Origin of the sequence: Paenibacillus sp. Root52, from assembly GCF_001426865.1 — a bacterium.
Classification (GTDB): Bacteria; Bacillota; Bacilli; order Paenibacillales; family Paenibacillaceae; genus Paenibacillus.
The window spans coordinates 1,107,006-1,124,245 of sequence record NZ_LMFO01000001.1 but is presented as its reverse complement, the minus strand read 5'-3'; the positions used below and the strand labels follow the sequence as shown (position 1 = coordinate 1,124,245).

At 43.4% G+C, this 17,240-nt stretch carries 18 protein-coding genes; 12 read left to right on the top strand and 6 right to left on the bottom strand.

All coding sequences use genetic code 11. The annotated features are described in order from the left end of the window. The first annotated feature begins 37 nt into the window (after nucleotides 1-37). Both ASD24_RS04815 and ASD24_RS04810 read left to right on the top strand, forming a co-directional pair. Nucleotides 38-1,120, top strand: a complete 1,083-nt coding sequence (locus ASD24_RS04815; protein WP_056692231.1) for an AI-2E family transporter — start codon at nucleotides 38-40, stop codon at nucleotides 1,118-1,120. A gap of 32 nt (nucleotides 1,121-1,152) precedes the next feature. After that, nucleotides 1,153-1,572 (top strand): Asp23/Gls24 family envelope stress response protein, encoded by a 420-nt coding sequence (locus ASD24_RS04810; RefSeq protein ID WP_235540347.1) that lies wholly within the window; start codon nucleotides 1,153-1,155, stop codon nucleotides 1,570-1,572. 93 nt (nucleotides 1,573-1,665) lie between these two features. Here the strand turns inward: ASD24_RS04810 and ASD24_RS04805 are convergent, their stop codons facing one another. Next, nucleotides 1,666-2,508 carry an AraC family transcriptional regulator gene (locus tag ASD24_RS04805; protein WP_056692228.1) on the bottom strand — a complete coding sequence of 281 codons (843 nt, stop codon included), beginning with the start codon at nucleotides 2,506-2,508 and terminating at the stop codon, nucleotides 1,666-1,668. Nucleotides 2,509-2,724: 216 nt separating this feature from the next. On the opposite strand from ASD24_RS04805, the gene ASD24_RS04800 reads away from it, so the two are divergent. The 3 genes from ASD24_RS04800 to ASD24_RS04790 all read left to right on the top strand — a co-directional run bounded on the left by ASD24_RS04800 (nucleotide 2,725) and on the right by ASD24_RS04790 (nucleotide 6,867). Beyond that, nucleotides 2,725-3,729 carry an aldo/keto reductase gene (locus ASD24_RS04800; RefSeq protein WP_056692226.1) on the top strand — a complete coding sequence of 335 codons (1,005 nt, stop codon included), beginning with the start codon at nucleotides 2,725-2,727 and terminating at the stop codon, nucleotides 3,727-3,729. 234 nt (nucleotides 3,730-3,963) lie between these two features. Beyond that, nucleotides 3,964-5,574 (top strand): acyl-CoA synthetase, encoded by a 1,611-nt coding sequence (locus ASD24_RS04795; protein ID WP_056692223.1) that lies wholly within the window; start codon nucleotides 3,964-3,966, stop codon nucleotides 5,572-5,574. A gap of 48 nt (nucleotides 5,575-5,622) precedes the next feature. Then, nucleotides 5,623-6,867 (top strand): aminopeptidase, encoded by a 1,245-nt coding sequence (locus ASD24_RS04790; RefSeq protein ID WP_056692220.1) that lies wholly within the window; start codon nucleotides 5,623-5,625, stop codon nucleotides 6,865-6,867. Nucleotides 6,868-7,072: 205 nt separating this feature from the next. Here the strand turns inward: ASD24_RS04790 and ASD24_RS04785 are convergent, their stop codons facing one another. After that, the gene (locus ASD24_RS04785; protein WP_056692217.1) at nucleotides 7,073-7,534 is read right to left on the bottom strand and encodes an AraC family transcriptional regulator; all 462 of its coding nucleotides are present in this window, start codon (nucleotides 7,532-7,534) and stop codon (nucleotides 7,073-7,075) included. 214 nt (nucleotides 7,535-7,748) lie between these two features. Between ASD24_RS04785 and ASD24_RS04780 the strand changes: the two genes are divergently transcribed. Beyond that, a complete protein-coding gene (locus ASD24_RS04780) occupies nucleotides 7,749-8,909 on the top strand; it encodes a leucine-rich repeat domain-containing protein (protein WP_056692214.1) in 1,161 nt (386 codons plus the stop codon). A gap of 160 nt (nucleotides 8,910-9,069) precedes the next feature. On the opposite strand, the gene ASD24_RS04775 is transcribed toward ASD24_RS04780, so the two are convergent. Then, nucleotides 9,070-9,702: a nitroreductase family protein gene (locus tag ASD24_RS04775; protein ID WP_056692211.1), complete on the bottom strand. Its 633-nt coding sequence runs from the start codon at nucleotides 9,700-9,702 to the stop codon at nucleotides 9,070-9,072. Between the two features lie 131 nt (nucleotides 9,703-9,833). Here ASD24_RS04775 and ASD24_RS04770 point away from each other — a divergent pair, with 131 nt between their 5' ends. Both ASD24_RS04770 and ASD24_RS30135 read left to right on the top strand, forming a co-directional pair. Next, nucleotides 9,834-10,073, top strand: a complete 240-nt coding sequence (locus ASD24_RS04770) for a hypothetical protein (protein WP_235540345.1) — start codon at nucleotides 9,834-9,836, stop codon at nucleotides 10,071-10,073. Between the two features lie 46 nt (nucleotides 10,074-10,119). Next, nucleotides 10,120-10,272 (top strand): hypothetical protein, encoded by a 153-nt coding sequence (locus ASD24_RS30135; protein WP_156395327.1) that lies wholly within the window; start codon nucleotides 10,120-10,122, stop codon nucleotides 10,270-10,272. A 30-nt stretch (nucleotides 10,273-10,302) separates the two neighbouring features. On the opposite strand, the gene ASD24_RS04765 is transcribed toward ASD24_RS30135, so the two are convergent. Together ASD24_RS04765 and ASD24_RS04760 are read right to left on the bottom strand one after the other, a co-directional pair. Further along, a complete protein-coding gene (locus ASD24_RS04765) occupies nucleotides 10,303-11,076 on the bottom strand; it encodes a M15 family metallopeptidase (protein WP_056692208.1) in 774 nt (257 codons plus the stop codon). A 292-nt stretch (nucleotides 11,077-11,368) separates the two neighbouring features. Further along, entirely contained in the window at nucleotides 11,369-11,734 is a 366-nt protein-coding gene (locus ASD24_RS04760) for an iron-sulfur cluster biosynthesis family protein (protein WP_056692205.1), read from the bottom strand. A gap of 226 nt (nucleotides 11,735-11,960) precedes the next feature. Between ASD24_RS04760 and ASD24_RS04755 the strand changes: the two genes are divergently transcribed. Then, complete coding sequence (locus tag ASD24_RS04755) at nucleotides 11,961-12,569, top strand: DUF1349 domain-containing protein (protein WP_056692202.1); 609 nt, start codon at nucleotides 11,961-11,963, stop codon at nucleotides 12,567-12,569. A gap of 130 nt (nucleotides 12,570-12,699) precedes the next feature. Here the strand turns inward: ASD24_RS04755 and ASD24_RS04750 are convergent, their stop codons facing one another. Next, nucleotides 12,700-13,170 carry an SET domain-containing protein gene (locus ASD24_RS04750; RefSeq protein WP_056692199.1) on the bottom strand — a complete coding sequence of 157 codons (471 nt, stop codon included), beginning with the start codon at nucleotides 13,168-13,170 and terminating at the stop codon, nucleotides 12,700-12,702. Nucleotides 13,171-13,412: 242 nt separating this feature from the next. Here ASD24_RS04750 and ASD24_RS04745 point away from each other — a divergent pair, with 242 nt between their 5' ends. From ASD24_RS04745 to ASD24_RS04735, 3 genes are all read left to right on the top strand, one after another. After that, on the top strand, nucleotides 13,413-14,969 hold the full coding sequence (locus tag ASD24_RS04745; protein WP_056692196.1) for an ABC-F family ATP-binding cassette domain-containing protein: 1,557 nt from the start codon (nucleotides 13,413-13,415) through the stop codon (nucleotides 14,967-14,969). After that, on the top strand, nucleotides 14,948-15,163 hold the full coding sequence (locus ASD24_RS04740; RefSeq protein ID WP_056692193.1) for a hypothetical protein: 216 nt from the start codon (nucleotides 14,948-14,950) through the stop codon (nucleotides 15,161-15,163). The genes ASD24_RS04745 and ASD24_RS04740 overlap by 22 nt, the downstream gene beginning before the upstream one ends. A gap of 195 nt (nucleotides 15,164-15,358) precedes the next feature. Beyond that, entirely contained in the window at nucleotides 15,359-17,194 is a 1,836-nt protein-coding gene (locus tag ASD24_RS04735) for an assimilatory sulfite reductase (NADPH) flavoprotein subunit (RefSeq protein WP_056692190.1), read from the top strand. The last annotated feature ends 46 nt before the right edge of the window (nucleotides 17,195-17,240 follow it).

The following is a 17,240-nucleotide window of genomic DNA, read 5'->3' as shown; positions in this document are numbered from 1 at the left end:
ACTCGCACATTAGAAATGGGAATTTGGAGGGGACATATTGTTAAAAGTGAAAAACTCATTTGTTCGATTCAGCATTGCATTAGCTCTTGTGCTGATCAACATCTATCTATTATCCAAAGTGAGCTTCATATTCCAGCCATTAGTTACGATGATTACGGTAATTACTGTGCCGATGATGCTTTCCGTGTTCTTTTATTATCTGCTCAGGCCCTTGGTCAATTATATGGAGAGAAAGAAGCTTAACCGAACGGCCAGTATCCTGCTGATCTATCTGATCTTTGGCATTCTGATTGTGCTGTTTGTCGTGGGGCTGTGGCCATCATTGCGTCAGCAATTGATTAATCTGGTAGAAAATGCGCCAAACCTGCTTAATTCACTAAGTGTTCAGCTCAAAGCATTAGAACAAAATGGTGTAATTACAACTTTGTTCCCGGATAATTCAACGCCGTTCTCTCAAATTACCGAATACATCAATAAAGGATTCAACTTCGTGACGGACTACGTTAGTGGTCTCATCTCGCTCCTTTCCAGTTTTGCAATTATCCTGTTCACCTTCCCGATCATTCTGTTCTACATGCTGAAACAAGGAGAGAAGTTTGGTCGTATCCTCGCATCAATTGCGCCCAAGCGTTTTCAGAAGGACAGTCGTGAAGTGGTACTGGAGATCGATCAGGCGCTCAGTGGATTTATCGTAGGACGAGTGCTTGTAAACCTGGCATTAGGTGTATTAATGTATATAGGTTTTCTTATCATCGGTTTACCTTACGCACTGCTGCTGACCGTCATTGCTGTCATTATGAACTTTGTTCCATTTATCGGTGCGATCGTATCGTCGATCCCCATTGTGATTATGGGACTGGTCGTATCGCCGTCTGTGGCGATCTGGTCACTCATTATCATTCTTGTTGCTCAGCAGATTCAAGATAATCTAGTTGCTCCGTATGTATTCGGCAAAAAGCTGGATATTCACCCGCTCACAACCATAATTTTGGTACTCGGTGCGGGGGACTTGGGCGGAATTATAGCTATTCTTATCATTATTCCGTTCTATATGATTCTCAAAATCTTGTTGGTACGTATCTACAATTTGTTCTTTAAGGAAAAGTGGCAAAATGCCTAGGGAGTTTCAGACACGACCTAATTCAAATTCATATGAATGGAGCGATCCGCATGACTGAAATCGTACCTGTAACCTATAATGAACCCGAATATATTGAACCTCAGCCAGCTCTGATCGGTGCAGTCCATATCGCTACAGATGTTGTATCCAAAATTGTAGGCATAGCTGCACAGACAACCGCGGGAATATCGTCTATGTCTGCTGGCATAACGGAAGGCATTGCCAAGAGCATTAGTGGCAAGAGCCTGCAAAAAGGAATTGATGTGGTTGTAAAAGAAGAGCGTGCATCGATTCAATTAAGAATTGTTTTGCAATATGGTTGTCGTATGCATGAGGTCTGCCGTGAATTGCAGCATAATGTGCAGCAGGCTGTAGAGAATTTCACCGGACTATTCGTTGACGAAATTAAGGTTCATGTAGTGGGAGTATCCATGCAGGAACAGCAGGTGTAAACGAGGTTTAATTGTGATTCGGTACCCGGTTAATACCATCTAAAGTTCAAATTTTAAAGTATTCGCTCGAATACGAGAAACAGCACATTCCCTTTAACTACGAAGTGGGGAAGGTGCTGTTTTTTGTTTGCGATATTGAGTTGGAGATTGTCCCATGACCTTTTTGAACATTTTGGAAAAGAGCAATTGATCCAGATACCCGACTGATCGAGAAATGTCACCAATACTTAGGCTGGGATCAAGCGTCAATTCAGCCGCTCTTCGCATGCGATAATTCACCAGGTAGGATTGAATGCTGCTTCCGATCAGATCTTTGAAGAGTGAGCAGAGGTAACTTCGTTGTAAGCCTACATGAGAAGCAATCGCTTGAACCGTAATCGCATTGGCATAGTTCATCTCAATAAAATCAATCACCTGCGTAACATACGTATCTTTCGTGTAATCCTGCACGACGGGATGACTTGTCTCACTAGCTTGATCAATCAGCACCGCGAAGAATTGATATAACAAGCCGGTCATACTAATTTCCCAGCCTTTATGTGTATTTCTAGAGCTGATCATGCGATGCAGACACGAGCGCAGTTCATCATCATTATGCAGCTCGAAGATTGGACGCTGTTCAGACAGGCAAGCTTGTTGTATTAGAGAAACTACATTGCTACCTTGAAAAGCCACCCAGCTATACTCCCATGGTTCGTTTTGGTCAGCTTCATAAGAAACGACGGAGTGAGGCACAATGAGAAATCCTTGTCCTTTGTGCAACTTGTAGGTTTGCCCTCCAACTTGGAAGGTGCCTTTGCCATTCAGAATATAATGAATTTTGTAGTAATCACGCATCGCTGGGCCAAAGCTGTGCCCAGGTGTGCAAGGTTCGGTGCCATAATGGAGCAGCTGCAGCTCCTCGAATTGATTGTTCTTGAACATATATGTAATCACTTTAGGTCACTCCTGTTCCGAAGGATATATCATGCATTTTAACATATATATATGAGCAATGTATGCTTAATTGTTTTATTCGGTATAGCATCGAATGATGATATAACAATCATTTTGCCATACGTAGGTAGTGAAATGCCATATGGTTTTCGGTGGGGATTGTCTAAGATAAAAAGGTGATCAACAATAACGCATAAGCAGAAATGAGAGATACGGATGACATACACTGCAAATAGTGAACGATATAATGAAATGAATTATGTCCGCTCCGGTAAATCCGGAATTAAGCTGCCTCAGATCGCACTAGGATTATGGCAAAATTTTGGCGACAATCGTACCATGGATGTTCAGACAGAAATGATCCTTCGTGCCTTCGATCTGGGCATTAATCATTTTGATCTAGCTAACAATTATGGACCACCTCCTGGATCGGCAGAGGAGAACTTTGGTGTTATCTATAAAAAGCATCTGCGTCCTTACCGGGATGAACTGCTGATCTCAAGCAAGGCGGGATATCATATGTGGGAAGGGCCATACGGCGAATGGGGTTCTCGCAAAAACTTGATTGCCAGCCTTGATCAGAGTCTCAGCAGAATGGGACTTGAGTATGTCGATATTTTCTACCACCACCGTCCAGACCCGGAGACACCAGTGGAAGAGACAATGGCTGCTCTTGATCATATAGTAAGACAAGGCAAAGCCCTATACGTGGGACTGTCCAACTATAATGCTGAGCAGACCCAAGAAGCGGTTACCATTCTTCGCCGTCTGGGCACACCATGTCTGGTTCACCAGCCGAACTACTCCATGCTGAATCGCTGGATTGAGGATGGTCTTCAGGATGTATTGGACGAACAGGGCGTTGGTTCGATTGCATTCTGCCCTCTTGGCCGTGGACAGTTAACGAATAAATATGTTGAGAAGATTACAGCGGAACGAGCGAATCCAACAGGCAATCTGAAAAAAGAAGCCTATACGGACGAACGCATTGCCAAGTTTGAGGCGCTTCAAGCGGTTGCTGAGCGTAGAGGTCAGACGATATCCCAGCTTGCGCTGAACTGGATTCTACGTGGCAACCGTGTAACCTCAGCTCTAATCGGTGCAAGTCGGGTGACACAGATCGAAGAGAATGTGGCAGCTCTCAAGGCACCGGAATTAACAACAGAAGAGCTGAATGAGATTGATCGCATCTTGGACGGAATTGGGAATTACCCTTGGTAATCTGATCGCAAAGTGAGATTGTAAAGAGTGAGATCGTAATTGGAGAGCGCCTTTCTATGGAGAGAAAGGCGCTTTTGGTTATAAACATTTGAATTTGGTGTAACATGTTAATAATGAGCTAATAACAGCCGACAAACAGGCTGTTATTTTTTTATTTTTGTAATGAGAATTCAGTTCATAGCACCTGGTCCTAGGATTTGAGGTATAATATATAGATGCTTTACATTTTGAAACATGAAGGAGAGGCTCCATTTGAACTTTGAACAGTGGATTTCGCCTGAAAGCTATAACCTGACATCCGAGATGGAGAATCACCCGTCAGATCGGATTGCACTTAGATGGCTCAGCGATCATCAAGAGTTGGAAGAGATCACATACGGTGATTTATTTAAGCAAGCCAACCGTCTTGCTGGTGGATTACGTGACTTAGGACTAGAGAAGGGTGATAGAGTACTGGTCATGGTACCACGTCGTATTATTGCCTATGTCATTTACATTGCTTGCCTGAAGCTGGGCATTGCAGTTATCCCTTCTTCCGAGATGCTGCGCGCTAAGGACTTGGAATATCGTCTGCGGCACTCTGAAGCCCGTGGAGTTATTGTGTGGTCTGAGACAACAGCAGAAGTGGAGAAGATGAACGCAGACCTGCCATCACTCGCACACCGGATCGTTGCATCACCTCATGGTGAAACTGACGTACCGGCTGAAGGCTGGCTGAATGTGGAGCAGTTAATGCAAGGTCAGTCGGATGAGATGGCTGCGGTAGAAACACACCGAGATGATATCGCCATCCTTGCTTATACCTCAGGAACAACTGGTAATCCCAAAGGAGTTGTACATAGCCATGGTTGGGGATATGCTCACCTGCGGATCGCTTCTTCATTATGGCTGGATATCCAACCATCAGATACAGTGTGGGCAACCGCAGCACCTGGATGGCAAAAATGGATCTGGAGTCCATTCCTGTCTGTTCTCGGAAGAGGTGCAACAGGTCTAGTCTACAACGGATCATTCCAGCCTAAGCGATACCTACATCTAATGCAGGAACATGAGATCAGTGTGCTCTGTTGTACACCGACGGAATATCGACTAATGGCAAAAACAGATGATCTGGGACATTATGACTTGTCCAAGCTCCGTAGTGCCGTATCTGCTGGTGAGCCGCTTAATCAGGAGGTTATTGAGATCTTCCAGCGTCATTTCAACCTCACGATTCGTGACGGATATGGACAGACTGAAAGCACGTTGCTTATTGGAAGCTTAAGCGGTGCGCCTACTCGAATTGGCTCCATGGGTCAATCCATCACACCAGGGCTGATTGAGATTATTGATGAAGATGGACAGCCACAGCCAACAGGACAAGTTGGAGATATTGCGGTGCACAAAGATATGCCTGCCTTGTTCCACGAGTATTATCAAGATGCAGGACGCAAGGAAGCCAGCCAACGGGGCGATTATTTTGTAACAGGAGATCGCGCACGTAAGGATGAAGAAGGCTACTTCTGGTTTGAAGGTCGTAGTGATGACATTATTATCAGCTCAGGGTATACGATTGGGCCATTTGAAGTCGAAGAAGCCCTTATGAAGCATGCCAGCGTGAAGGAATGTGCGGTGGTGGCGAGCCCAGATGAGATCCGAGGACATGTGGTGAAAGCTTTTGTCGTTCTTAGAGATAAATCATTGGCTTCATCAGAACTGGTGCGTGAGTTGCAAAACCATGTCAAAGAATGGACAGCACCTTACAAATACCCACGTAAAATTGAATTCGTCACTGATCTGCCGAAAACAAGCTCAGGTAAGATTCGCCGAATTGAACTGCGTGAGCAGGAAAAACGAAACGTATAACTGAGATCTAGGATACTTTAAAATCTTGAAACAGGAGTGAATAAATTCATGAGCGCATTTGAACAATCTTTTGAAAAATCGCTAGAACAATACGCCGAGTTGGTAGTCAAAGTCGGTGTGAATATTCAGAACGGACAAGACCTGTTGGTCACTGCACCAATCGAGACTTTAGAGTTTACCCGTTTGATCGTACAGAAGGCATATGCGGCCGGTGCGAAGTATGTGCAAGTAGACTTTGATGACGACAATATTACTCGCAGCCGTTTCGAGCACGGTTCGGATGATAGCTTTGATTACTATCCTGCTTGGAAAGGCGACATGATGGAACGATTCGCCGAAGCAGGTGGAGCGACATTAACGATTAAAGTACCTGACCCTGAGCTGTATAAAGGTATTGACTCAGACAAGGTTTCCCGTGCAACAAAGGCTGCTGCGGAGGCACGCAAAGGATATTCCAAATACACGCGTAACCATGAAATTAGCTGGTGTCTGATCAAAGCGCCAACGAAGGCGTGGGCTAACAAAGTATTTGCCGATATTCCAGAAGAAGATCGCATTAACGTGATGTGGGAAACGATCTTCAAAATGAATCGTGTGGATGGCGGCGATGCTGTACAGAACTGGAGAACACACCTGGATACACTCAATACCATGAGCGATTTGCTGAATAAAAAAAATTACAAGAGTTTGCACTACCGGGCACCAGGAACCGACTTGAAGATTGAACTCGTCGACAACCACATCTGGGGCGGTGGCGGCAGCGAAAATAAACAAGGGGTCTACACCGTGGCCAATATGCCGACGGAAGAGGTATTCACAATGCCTAAGCGCAGTGGTGTGAATGGTTATGTTAGCAGTACCATGCCGCTGAATCTGAACGGACAGCTTGTAGACCAGATGCGAATTACGTTTAAGGATGGACAGGTTGTTGCTTATACAGCAGCATCTGGTGAAGAGCATCTGAAAAACCTGTTTGCTACAGATGAAGGTGCACGCTATCTAGGTGAAGTAGCACTGGTGCCACATGATTCTCCAATTTCTAACCTGAATCGCATCTTCTACAACACCGGTATTGACGAGAATGCTTCCTGTCATTTGGCTGTCGGAAGTGCATACCCGTTCAACATGAAGAATGGCACGTCTATGTCCAATGAAGAATTGCTTCAACATGAATGCAATGTGAGTCTGACACATGTGGACTTCATGATCGGCTCTGCAGAGCTTGATATTGATGGTGAATTACAGGATGGAACGATAGAACCGGTATTCCGCAAGGGTAACTGGGCATTCTAATTGCTTCATGAATTAATTACATGATAGTACGAGAGTACTGATAAAAGATTATTAATATAAGAGATTTTGTATAAGGATATTGCTATAACCGTGTTAAGGGAGAAGTGACTTCGGTAAACGAAGTCACTTTTTCTATTTCTATTCATTTGTGAGCTTAACGAAAAAGCAATTAAATAGAGTTACCGTCCTGCTGACATACAAGAGTTTAGACCAGCTTTACAGGTACACAAATCTCACAGAAATGATTTTTCAGAAGCTGATAGCGATATCGTTCCATAACCGGTTTGGTATGATCGAGCGTGTGATGATTTTTTTGCAAATGGGGGATGATCTCATTCCATGCTTGCTGTATATCCTCTGCCGTATGTTTGACCTTACAGATCAGGTACTCACCGCCAGACAGCTCACTCATTTCGACAGCATCAGAATGCACAAGCTTAAGTTTAGTCATGACAATAGCCGCATCGTATCTACAATGCTGTGCAGGTGTGCTAGCCGGGTCATCCTGCGGAATGCCGAGTAGAATAGCTGATTCGGTAAGTAACTCCTGATCATTCGCCCAATGCTTTAACCTATCCATAGCCTCTACATTGGCTGCCCCGTAAGGGCCGACCTGACGGACATAAGCAATGCGATACGATTGCAGCGTTTCGAAATACATTTCCATTGGATAGCTTCCTCTCTATATTGATTTCTGTTACATGCTGGATGTTAACATGTTATAAAAAAAATTACATAACTATTTTTGGATAAATGAAGAGGATGCTCTAAAATGGAATTTAAGACTTCTCACGCATTGCTTCCTTTCAAAGGACATCATAGAATAGGGAAGATATGTTATTCAGGATTAATAGGATTATAGTTGAGGGGAGAATCCAGTTATGGATATTACCAAGGCGTTCACGGATGAACCGTTTAGACAGTACATATTGGAGCATTTTTGTGACCAGCGTGGATATATACAAGAAAGTGATGTTTCTGAGGTGAAAACGTTAAAGTTGTCCAAAATTAACGTGAGTAATCTTCATGGGATTGAATATTTTGTAGAGCTTCTAGAACTTGATTGTTCGTATAATCAACTAACCAGTCTGGATCTAAGTCATAACGACAAGTTGAATAGGTTAGATTGCAGAGAGAATCAGCTGCTCGCACTGGATCTCCACGCCAACACAGATTTGGAAGTACTCCATGTTAGTTTTAATCGACTTCGGAAGCTGGATTTATCTCATAATCACAAACTCGTCGCTGTCGAATGTCATTGGAATATGCTATCTAATTTAAACTTAGATGCTCTACATCAGTTAAAGGAGCTTAGTTGCAGCTATAATGCACTTTTTTCCCTTGAGCTTGCACACAACAAACAATTACAGCGGGTCGATTGTGCACATAATTATATGTTGGAGCTTGATCTAACTGCATGTACTAATCTGGTAGAGCTCCATTGTAATCATAATCATATTAAGAAGCTGAATCTTCGATCCAATCTATTCTTGGAGAGTGTTCGGTGCTTTAATAACCACATTGACGAGCTGGATCTTAGCCAGAATGAGCATTTGGTTGAACTATATTGTTCTGAAAATAAATTAAAACAGTTGGATTATCGTCATAATCTGAAGCTAGAGAGACTCCAATATGCAGATAATCTAATCGTGGAAGAAAATCATGAAATCCATGGTATGGGTGTATTCCAATATGACGCTACAATGGTTAACTATCAGATGCCTGTGCTTATTCAGGAAAATGAGCTTGTAGTTACGGTTCAAGTCTCTACCAAGGCCGAGATGCAAGAGTTATCGACTTATATTGAAGAAGTATGGAGACAGTGGGATCTGCTCTGTGCCCGTGCACTTGAGATGATTGCTGAGGCACATCCTGATGAAGATGTGAATGAATTAGTCTTGGCTGATGCTGAATTCCAGCCAGACCGTTTTTTACGTTTAGGTTATGACGCGGGAGAGACCCCAGCCGGGCAATTATATATCTATGTCGAGTTTAATGATGATCTGGAGATTGCAAACGATCTAGTCTATGAAACGTATTGAGGACATCCATGATTAAAATTGATAGATCATGTATGAAAGTAGAACACGATGTGATCTTTCTGTATCCAAAAAGGCTATTCCCAGATGTGTGCAATCTGGTGAATAGCCTTTTATTTGAATGAGTTAGAAAATCGGGTTAGCGTGCGGTGGTCAATTTGCCTTATTCGGCATTCATTTTGTTGAAGCTAACATATTCATGAATCGGTTTACGATACCCACGAGGGCGCTGCTTCGCTTCGGACTTTTTGCCCATGGTGATCAGCATCGCAGGTACGTAATGTGCGGGAATATCCAAGCTACGTTGCAGTTCTTCAGCATCAAAGCCAATCATAGGGCAGGTGTCCCAGCCACGATCCTGAGCGATCAGCATCAATTGCATGGCAGACAGGCTGGCATTACGAATCGCATCCTCACGTTGGAAGAACTTGCCACGTGATTCATAAAATTCGGTGACGCTCTGCGATTCCTGTTCATATTGGAACGGGGTGAGTGCCCCGAGATTCAGCAGACCTTCGTTGATTGTGCGAATATGGTGGTGTGCGTTGACATCGCCTAAGACAACAATAACAGCCGAGGCTGTTTTTACTTTATATTGCTGGGAAGCTTCATATACTTTCTCTTTCTGCGTTGCATCTGTAATCACCAAATAATGCGTATGCTGCAGGTTGAAGGCAGAGGGTGCGAATTTATTTAACGCGAACATTTCTTGCAATTCAGCTTCCGAAATCTCAACACCTTCTTCAAAAATAACGGCGGATCTACGTTCTTTGACCAATCTCTCCAGCTCACTCATGGTAGGTTACCTCGCTTATGTATGTTTTATAAACTGACTATAACACACTTAGTTACTTTATGTAAGTATTATTTTCGAATAAGACAAGGTGGGTTTGCCATATTGTAAAATAAAACAGTCTGAGGTGATTCATGAAAACCTTCATTACACGTCTAAAAACAATGAATGCTCATCCTGAATTCCGGGTGTATGTCATTGAATCCTCTGCTATAAAACGTTTTTTCGTCTTGGAAATTATCTTAGGAACCGTCGTATATAATCTCGCTCTGTACTTATCTCATAATGCATTGTTAGCTGGTGTTGGTTCCTGGGCAGGAACTGAAAGTGTGAAACGATTCCCCGTAGTGTTCAAAAGACTTGCTTTTGCATGATTTGCTGTGATGACAAGGGATGAACGAGGAGTGCGTGATTTGGTGTATGTATGAAAATGAATTAGAAGAGCAAGAAGAGCAAGAAGAGCAAGAAGAGCAAGAAGAGCAAGAAGAGTATACAACTCTTCTTGCTCCCATCATAGCCGATCTATATGAGATGATGAGGATGGGGAATGTCACACCATCATCATCTGGATAATCTTAATGAATGTGTCTGGTGTTGCTGAGCTTATTTGGCACGCTCTAAATATTGTTCAAGCGTCAGTTTCTGACTTGTAATTTCACCTGCGATATATACGCCGACATAGCGTACATGCCATGGCTCATACGAATAACCTGTTAATTTTTCCTGATCTTTGCCATAACGAATAATGAATCCGTATTTGTGCGCATTAGCTTTTAGCCACTTACCTTCTTTGGTATTGCCAAAGCTTTGCTGTAGATCGTAACCAGCAGAAGCGCTGGATATATCCATGGCAAGTCCAGTCTGATGCTCACTCTGACCTGGACGAGCGCTTGTTTTATTCGCAACGGCTTCACCTTTAATACTCGCATTACGGTCAAAGATAGACTTCTGAGTTGCATAGGAACGGTACCCTGACACAGCTTTGATATCTATGCCGTCTTTTTTTGCAGCAGCAAACAATTTCTCGATCGCAGTCGCGGCAACCTTACGCATTTGCTTCTTCGGGCTGGAACCAGAGAAACTAAAAGGAATATTAGGCACAACCAGATCTTGAGGTGTGTAAGTAGAAGGTAGATTTCTCTTTTTGTTAACAAGCACAACCGTGCTAGAAACATTCGTTACAGTTGCTACATTTTTAACGGTTTTGATCGTACGTCCTGGTGCATTATCATGCAGAAACTGTGTGAAGCTAGAGCTTGCAGCTGATGCTACTGGAGTCAGTGTATGATTTAGTGGAAACGTAGTAAATGCGGAGCCGGCTACTACAGAGCCAACAAGTATAGTAGAAATAATGGATTTGCGAGATAAAGATTTCATGATGTGTGTTCCTCCTCGGTTATATCAATCTATATACCGAGTATACTAGAGGATTATATCCATAGGTTCTCCAATTGTTTCCGAGTTGTAAACAAAGTTGATTAATCTTCTATTTTGTTCTGAGAGTAGAGATAGAATTGGATTTGATAGGATTGAAGTCTTCCCAGGTTGAGTAGAGGAAAAGAAAAGTGGATAAAGGAGATGCATAAAGATATAAAAAGACGTTGCAATAATTGCAACGTCTTTTGGGTGCGAATGCACATCATCGCACTTCACTTAATGGACTGAGTGGTTATTTCAATGAACAAGCGTCGGATGCGCTTGAACTGCCAGCGGCTACAGCACGGATATCTCTCACACGCACGTTGCTGCTAAGTACACCAGCATCACTGCTTAATGTGAATGAGGCGTAATTCTGCTCTGTGTCCAGTTTCATCTGCTGTTCAAGGTTCAATTGCTGTTTCGGATCAACATAGAATGGAACCAGGTTGGTCTCAATCTGTTCATCTAGTGCAGCGGGTTCATCGATAAGCAAAATAACAATGATTCCATTACAGCCGCATCCTTCGGTATCATAAAATACTTTGAAATATCCGGGCTGATCATTCAAGCTCTCAGTTAGCCGAGCAGCAGCAAGATCTGTAATTTGAATATGCATATCCTTACACTCCTTTATAGGTTGACCGCAGTCATGAATGTAAATGGTTGAAACTTACTTCTTCTTTCATTATACCACTTTGACAAAGAATCAACGCAATTTTTTGGTCATGAGCGTGAAAACGGAGGGTATTTAGTATTGAGCCTGATATTTATTAAAGGTTCAGCAAGCTTGCTTGCCGAAGTATGGAGTAAACGGATGTAGAGCATAGAAAGGATGAGAATTCATGACATTAAATTTACTTCAGCGTCAGGCAGGGACATGGACAACAGAACCGGTCGCTAGTCGGATGGAAGGTGAACGACTTATTGTAGAAGCGAAAGAAGGAAGTGACTTTTGGGAGAAAACCTATTATGGATTCGTTCATCAAAGTGGACATGCCTTACTTGAACCTTGGGAGGGCAACGAGGCGATTGAGGTTTCATTTGATTTGAACTCATTTACGGAGTTGTATGATCAAGCAGGGCTGATGCTCTGGCATGGTTCGAATCAATGGATCAAGGCGGGTGTGGAAGTAAACGACGGTGTGGTTCATGTTGGAGCGGTTGTCACCGATGGCTACTCGGATTGGTCGTTATCTCCTGTGCCCGAATGGGGTGGAAGGATTGTTACGATTCGCGCATCGTATCATAACGAAGCTGTGGTTATTCGTGCCCGCACGGATGAGCATGCATGGCGAACGATTCGGGTTGCAAGATTCGCGTACTCTGAGAACAAACAAGCAGGGCTATTTTTGTGCTCACCGAAGCGTGCAGGATTTGAGGTTGCATTTACGAAGTGGAGATCAACAGCACCTGATGAGGATTTGCACACCGACCCGCCTATTTTAGATTGAATGAATGGAATATGGATAAACTCAAAAAAAGACGGTGCTGGATAGCCCCGTCTTTGTGTTTGCATTTTGTATGCATGATCGTTACTTATCTATAACAATAGAACATGAAGAAGAGTGCACACAATCTGCACTACTTTTGATTCGAATCTTTAGCTTCGGAATGGGAGTCTGCGTTACCCTCATTGCTCTCCTCTGCTTCGTTCAACTCACGCATGCGCTCCTCATAATCGTCAAGGAACCATAGTGGATCCATATTGTCTTCTTCACCGTTATAATTAATCAGTACTTCGTCACCAGCTTGAATGTCCGTATACGCATAAAAATCAAATGTATGATTTTCGAAGTTGATCTCATAAGTCGCGTTTGGTTCGTAAGAGTGGTTAATCAAGCTTCCATATCCAAGCAAGATGGCTGTGTGATTAGCCCCATATTCGAATACGTAATCTTCAAGAATTGTTTTCTCAATATGTTCATGATCCTCGTTAGGATAAGGGACAACCGGTGCCTGATGGAACAACTGTCCTTTAGGAATATTAACGGTAGCAAAAACCCCGCGGTTGAATTCGCCATCACCTAATTTGGATTGTTTTACTTCAATCATTATGTTCACCTAATGCTCTGCCTAGAGCTCCGTTCTTATTAATAGTTTAAGGTCAAATTTTACCCCATCTCATCTTATATGGCAAATGCTAGCCTGTGTACGTTATGATCGGATGAATTCATAAGATGAAACTGTCCAATAGAAGACATCTAACTTAAAATTTTGAAAAGTTGACGTTGAGTTGTACAGGATAGAACGCTTATAATATACAAGAATAAGTCTATATAGAAAAGGTGTCATGAATGAGTATATTAAATGTGGAAAAATTAAGTCACGGTTTCGGTGACCGTGCTATCTTTACTGATGTCTCTTTCCGCCTCCTAAAAGGCGAACACATTGGTTTAATCGGAGCCAATGGTGAAGGTAAATCAACCTTCATGAACATTATTACGGGCAAACTCCAGCCAGACGAGGGCAAGGTGGAATGGTCCAAACGGATGCGTGTAGGTTATTTGGATCAGCATGCCGTATTAAGCAAAGGACAATCCATCCGTGACGTACTTCGCGGTGCGTTCCAGTATCTGTTTGATATGGAGCAGGAAATGAACGACATGTATGGCAAAATGGGAGATGTCACTCCAGAAGAACTTGAGCAACTGCTTGAGGATGTGGGTACAATCCAAGATACGTTGACAAATCAGGATTTCTATATGATCGATGCTAAAGTGGACGAGACAGCACGTGGTCTTGGTCTTACAGACATTGGCTTGGATAAAGACGTTAACGATCTAAGTGGTGGACAGCGCACAAAGGTATTGCTTGCTAAGCTGCTGCTTGAGAAACCAGACATTTTGCTCTTGGATGAGCCCACGAACTATTTGGATGAGCAACACATCGAATGGCTGAAACGTTACTTACAGGAATACGAGAATGCCTTCATTCTGATCTCGCATGATATTCCATTCCTGAATAGTGTAATTAACTTGATCTATCATATGGAAAATCAAGATCTGACTCGTTATGTCGGAGACTATGACCATTTCCAAGAAGTCTATGAGATGAAGAAACAACAACTGGAGTCTGCTTATAAGCGTCAACAACAGGAAATTGCTGACCTCAAAGACTTTGTTGCTCGCAACAAGGCAAGTGTGGCAACGCGGAATATGGCGATGTCCAGACAGAAGAAGCTTGATAAAATGGACGTAATTGAGTTGGCAAAGGAAAAACCGAAGCCGCAGTTTAACTTCCGTGATGCAAGAACTTCCGGCAAGCTTATTTTCGAGACGAAAGGGCTTGTGATTGGTTATAATGAACCCTTATCCAGACCGCTTGATTTGCGTATGGAACGTGGTCAGAAGATTGCACTTGTCGGCGCAAACGGAATCGGTAAAACGACACTGATGCGCAGCATTTTGGGAGAGATTCAAGCTCTGGAAGGTACTGTCCAACGTGGAGAACATCTGGAGATTGGATACTTCCAACAAGAAATGAAGGACGCAAACTACAATACCTGCATTGAAGAGATCTGGCAGGAGTTCCCTTCGTATACGCAGTTTGAAGTACGTGCTGCTCTAGCGAAATGCGGATTAACTACGAAGCATATCGAGAGTAAAGTTGCCGTACTTAGTGGTGGGGAAAAGGCTAAAGTTCGTTTGTGCAAGCTGATTAACAATGAAACCAATCTACTTGTACTCGATGAGCCGACGAACCATCTGGACGTTGATGCGAAGGAAGAATTGAAACGTGCACTCAAAGCATACAAAGGCAGTATTTTGCTGATCTCTCACGAACCTGAATTTTACCGTGACGTGGTTACCGAAACGTGGAACTGCGAATCATGGACTACAAAGGTATTCTAGAGTCCGAAACAGAAAAGTTGTCTGAGAAAATAACCGTTCAACTTGAATTAGAGTTGATGAACAACGTAAACCATCATTGGAATTGGATCAGTCCCATGCCAATGATGGTTTATTTTTTTACCAAAAAACAATGGAAAACAATAAGTGAAATGGTAGTACAGTTTCTCAAAGCATCCATTTCACTCAGTGAATAACGCATAAAACCATCCTTAGATCGAAAGGGTGGTTTTGTTGTTTTTTGTCCTTTATTAGAGAAACTGATAAATGGTATAAAATCATTGAAATTGACCCTCAACCATTGGGTGTGATAGGTTCAATGTAGTAGAAATTTATTAATATGATCATTTTAGTAGGAATTAAAATCGAAGCAATGCGTGAGGTGGACAATGGTGGAACTACAAGTGACAAACAGCCCTTTTAATCAGGAACAGGTGGAATTGCTCAATCGCCTTCTTCCGACTCTGACCGATGGTCAACGGGCTTGGCTGAGCGGATATATAGCTGCACAACAAGGAAACGTAGCAGGGGCGTCGGGTTCAATTGCAACTCAGGCTGTTCAGACGACAAGCCTTGTGACTGAAAATACACCTGTTGCGTCAAAAGAAGTAACGGTGCTCTTTGGCTCTCAAACAGGGAATTCCAGTGGACTATCCAAGAAATTGGTTAAAAAGCTCGAAGAACAGGGGCTGCAAGTTACCTTATCTTCTATGGGAGATTTCAAACCGAACGGACTGAAAAAAATCGAGAATCTCCTAATCGTGGTGAGTACGCATGGTGAAGGTGAGCCACCTGATAATGCGATCCCATTCCATGAATTCCTGAACAGCAAACGAGCGCCTAAGCTTGATAGCTTGCGTTACTCAGTTCTGGCTTTGGGAGATACGTCATATGAGTTCTTCTGCCAGACGGGCAAAGATTTCGATAAACGTTTGCAGGAGCTTGGCGCTACACCACTTGTCCCACGTGCTGATTGTGATGTTGATTTTGACGAACAGGCTGCAGAGTGGATGAACGATGTATTGGCTTCATTAAGTACTGCAGCGACTTCGGCCGGATCAGTGACGAGTGAAGCAGTCGTAGCTGCAGTTAGCGGCGGTGAATCTGAATTTAGTCGGACGAATCCTTTCCAAGCAGAAGTGCTGGAAAATCTTAATTTGAATGGCAGAGGATCGGATCGTGAAACACGCCATGTAGAATTGTCACTTGAAGGTTCGAATCTGAATTATGAGCCCGGCGACAGTCTAGGCGTATTCCCAGAGAACCACCCTCGCCTTGTTGATGAATTGATTGCTGCGATGGAATGGAACGCAGATGAGCGTGTTGCTGTGAACAAAGCAGGTGATCAGGTATCACTTCGTGAAGCAATATTGCGTCATTTCGAGATTACTGCAGTGACCAAACCGGTAGTTGAGCAATTAGCTAAATTAAAACCAGAGAGCGCTCTGTCTGCTCTGCTTGCAGATGATTCAGAGTTCCGCAAAGTGATGAACAGCTGTGATCTGCTCGATATCGTTCAGGATTATGGACTGCAAGGCATTCCGGCTGGGCAGTTTGTAGCGGTATTGCGGAAGATTCCAGCGCGATTGTATTCGATAGCTAGTAGTTCCAAGTCATTCCCGGATGAAGTGCACCTTACAGTGCGTGCAGTTCGTTATGAATCACGTGGAAGAGAACGCTACGGTGTATGTTCCGTACATCTGGCTGAGCGCATTGAAGCAGGCGACTCACTACCAATATATATTCAGCACAATCCTAACTTTAAACTGCCGGAGAATCCCGATACCCCAATTATTATGGTAGGCCCCGGTACAGGCGTGGCTCCATTCCGATCTTTCCTCGGGGAACGTGAAGAGACTGGAGCGGAGGGTAAATCGTGGTTGTTCTACGGTGATCAGCATTTCTCTACAGACTTCCTCTACCAGACGGAGTGGCAACGCTGGCTCAAAGACGGTGTTCTCACGAAGATGGATGTAGCCTTCTCGCGTGATACGGAGCAGAAAGTTTATGTACAGCATCGCATGTTGGAGCACAGCAAAGAGCTGTATCAGTGGCTTCAAGAAGGTGCGAGTGTGTATGTTTGCGGAGATGAGAAAAGGATGGCTCATGACGTTCACAGTGCACTTGCAACGATTCTGGAGCAAGAGGGCGGTCTAACTCCTGAGCAAGCAGCGGAATATCTGACAAGATTGCAACAGGAGAAACGTTATCAGCGGGACGTGTATTAATTCATACATTGTTACAAGGGCACCCCGTAGAAACGAGAGGAGAAAG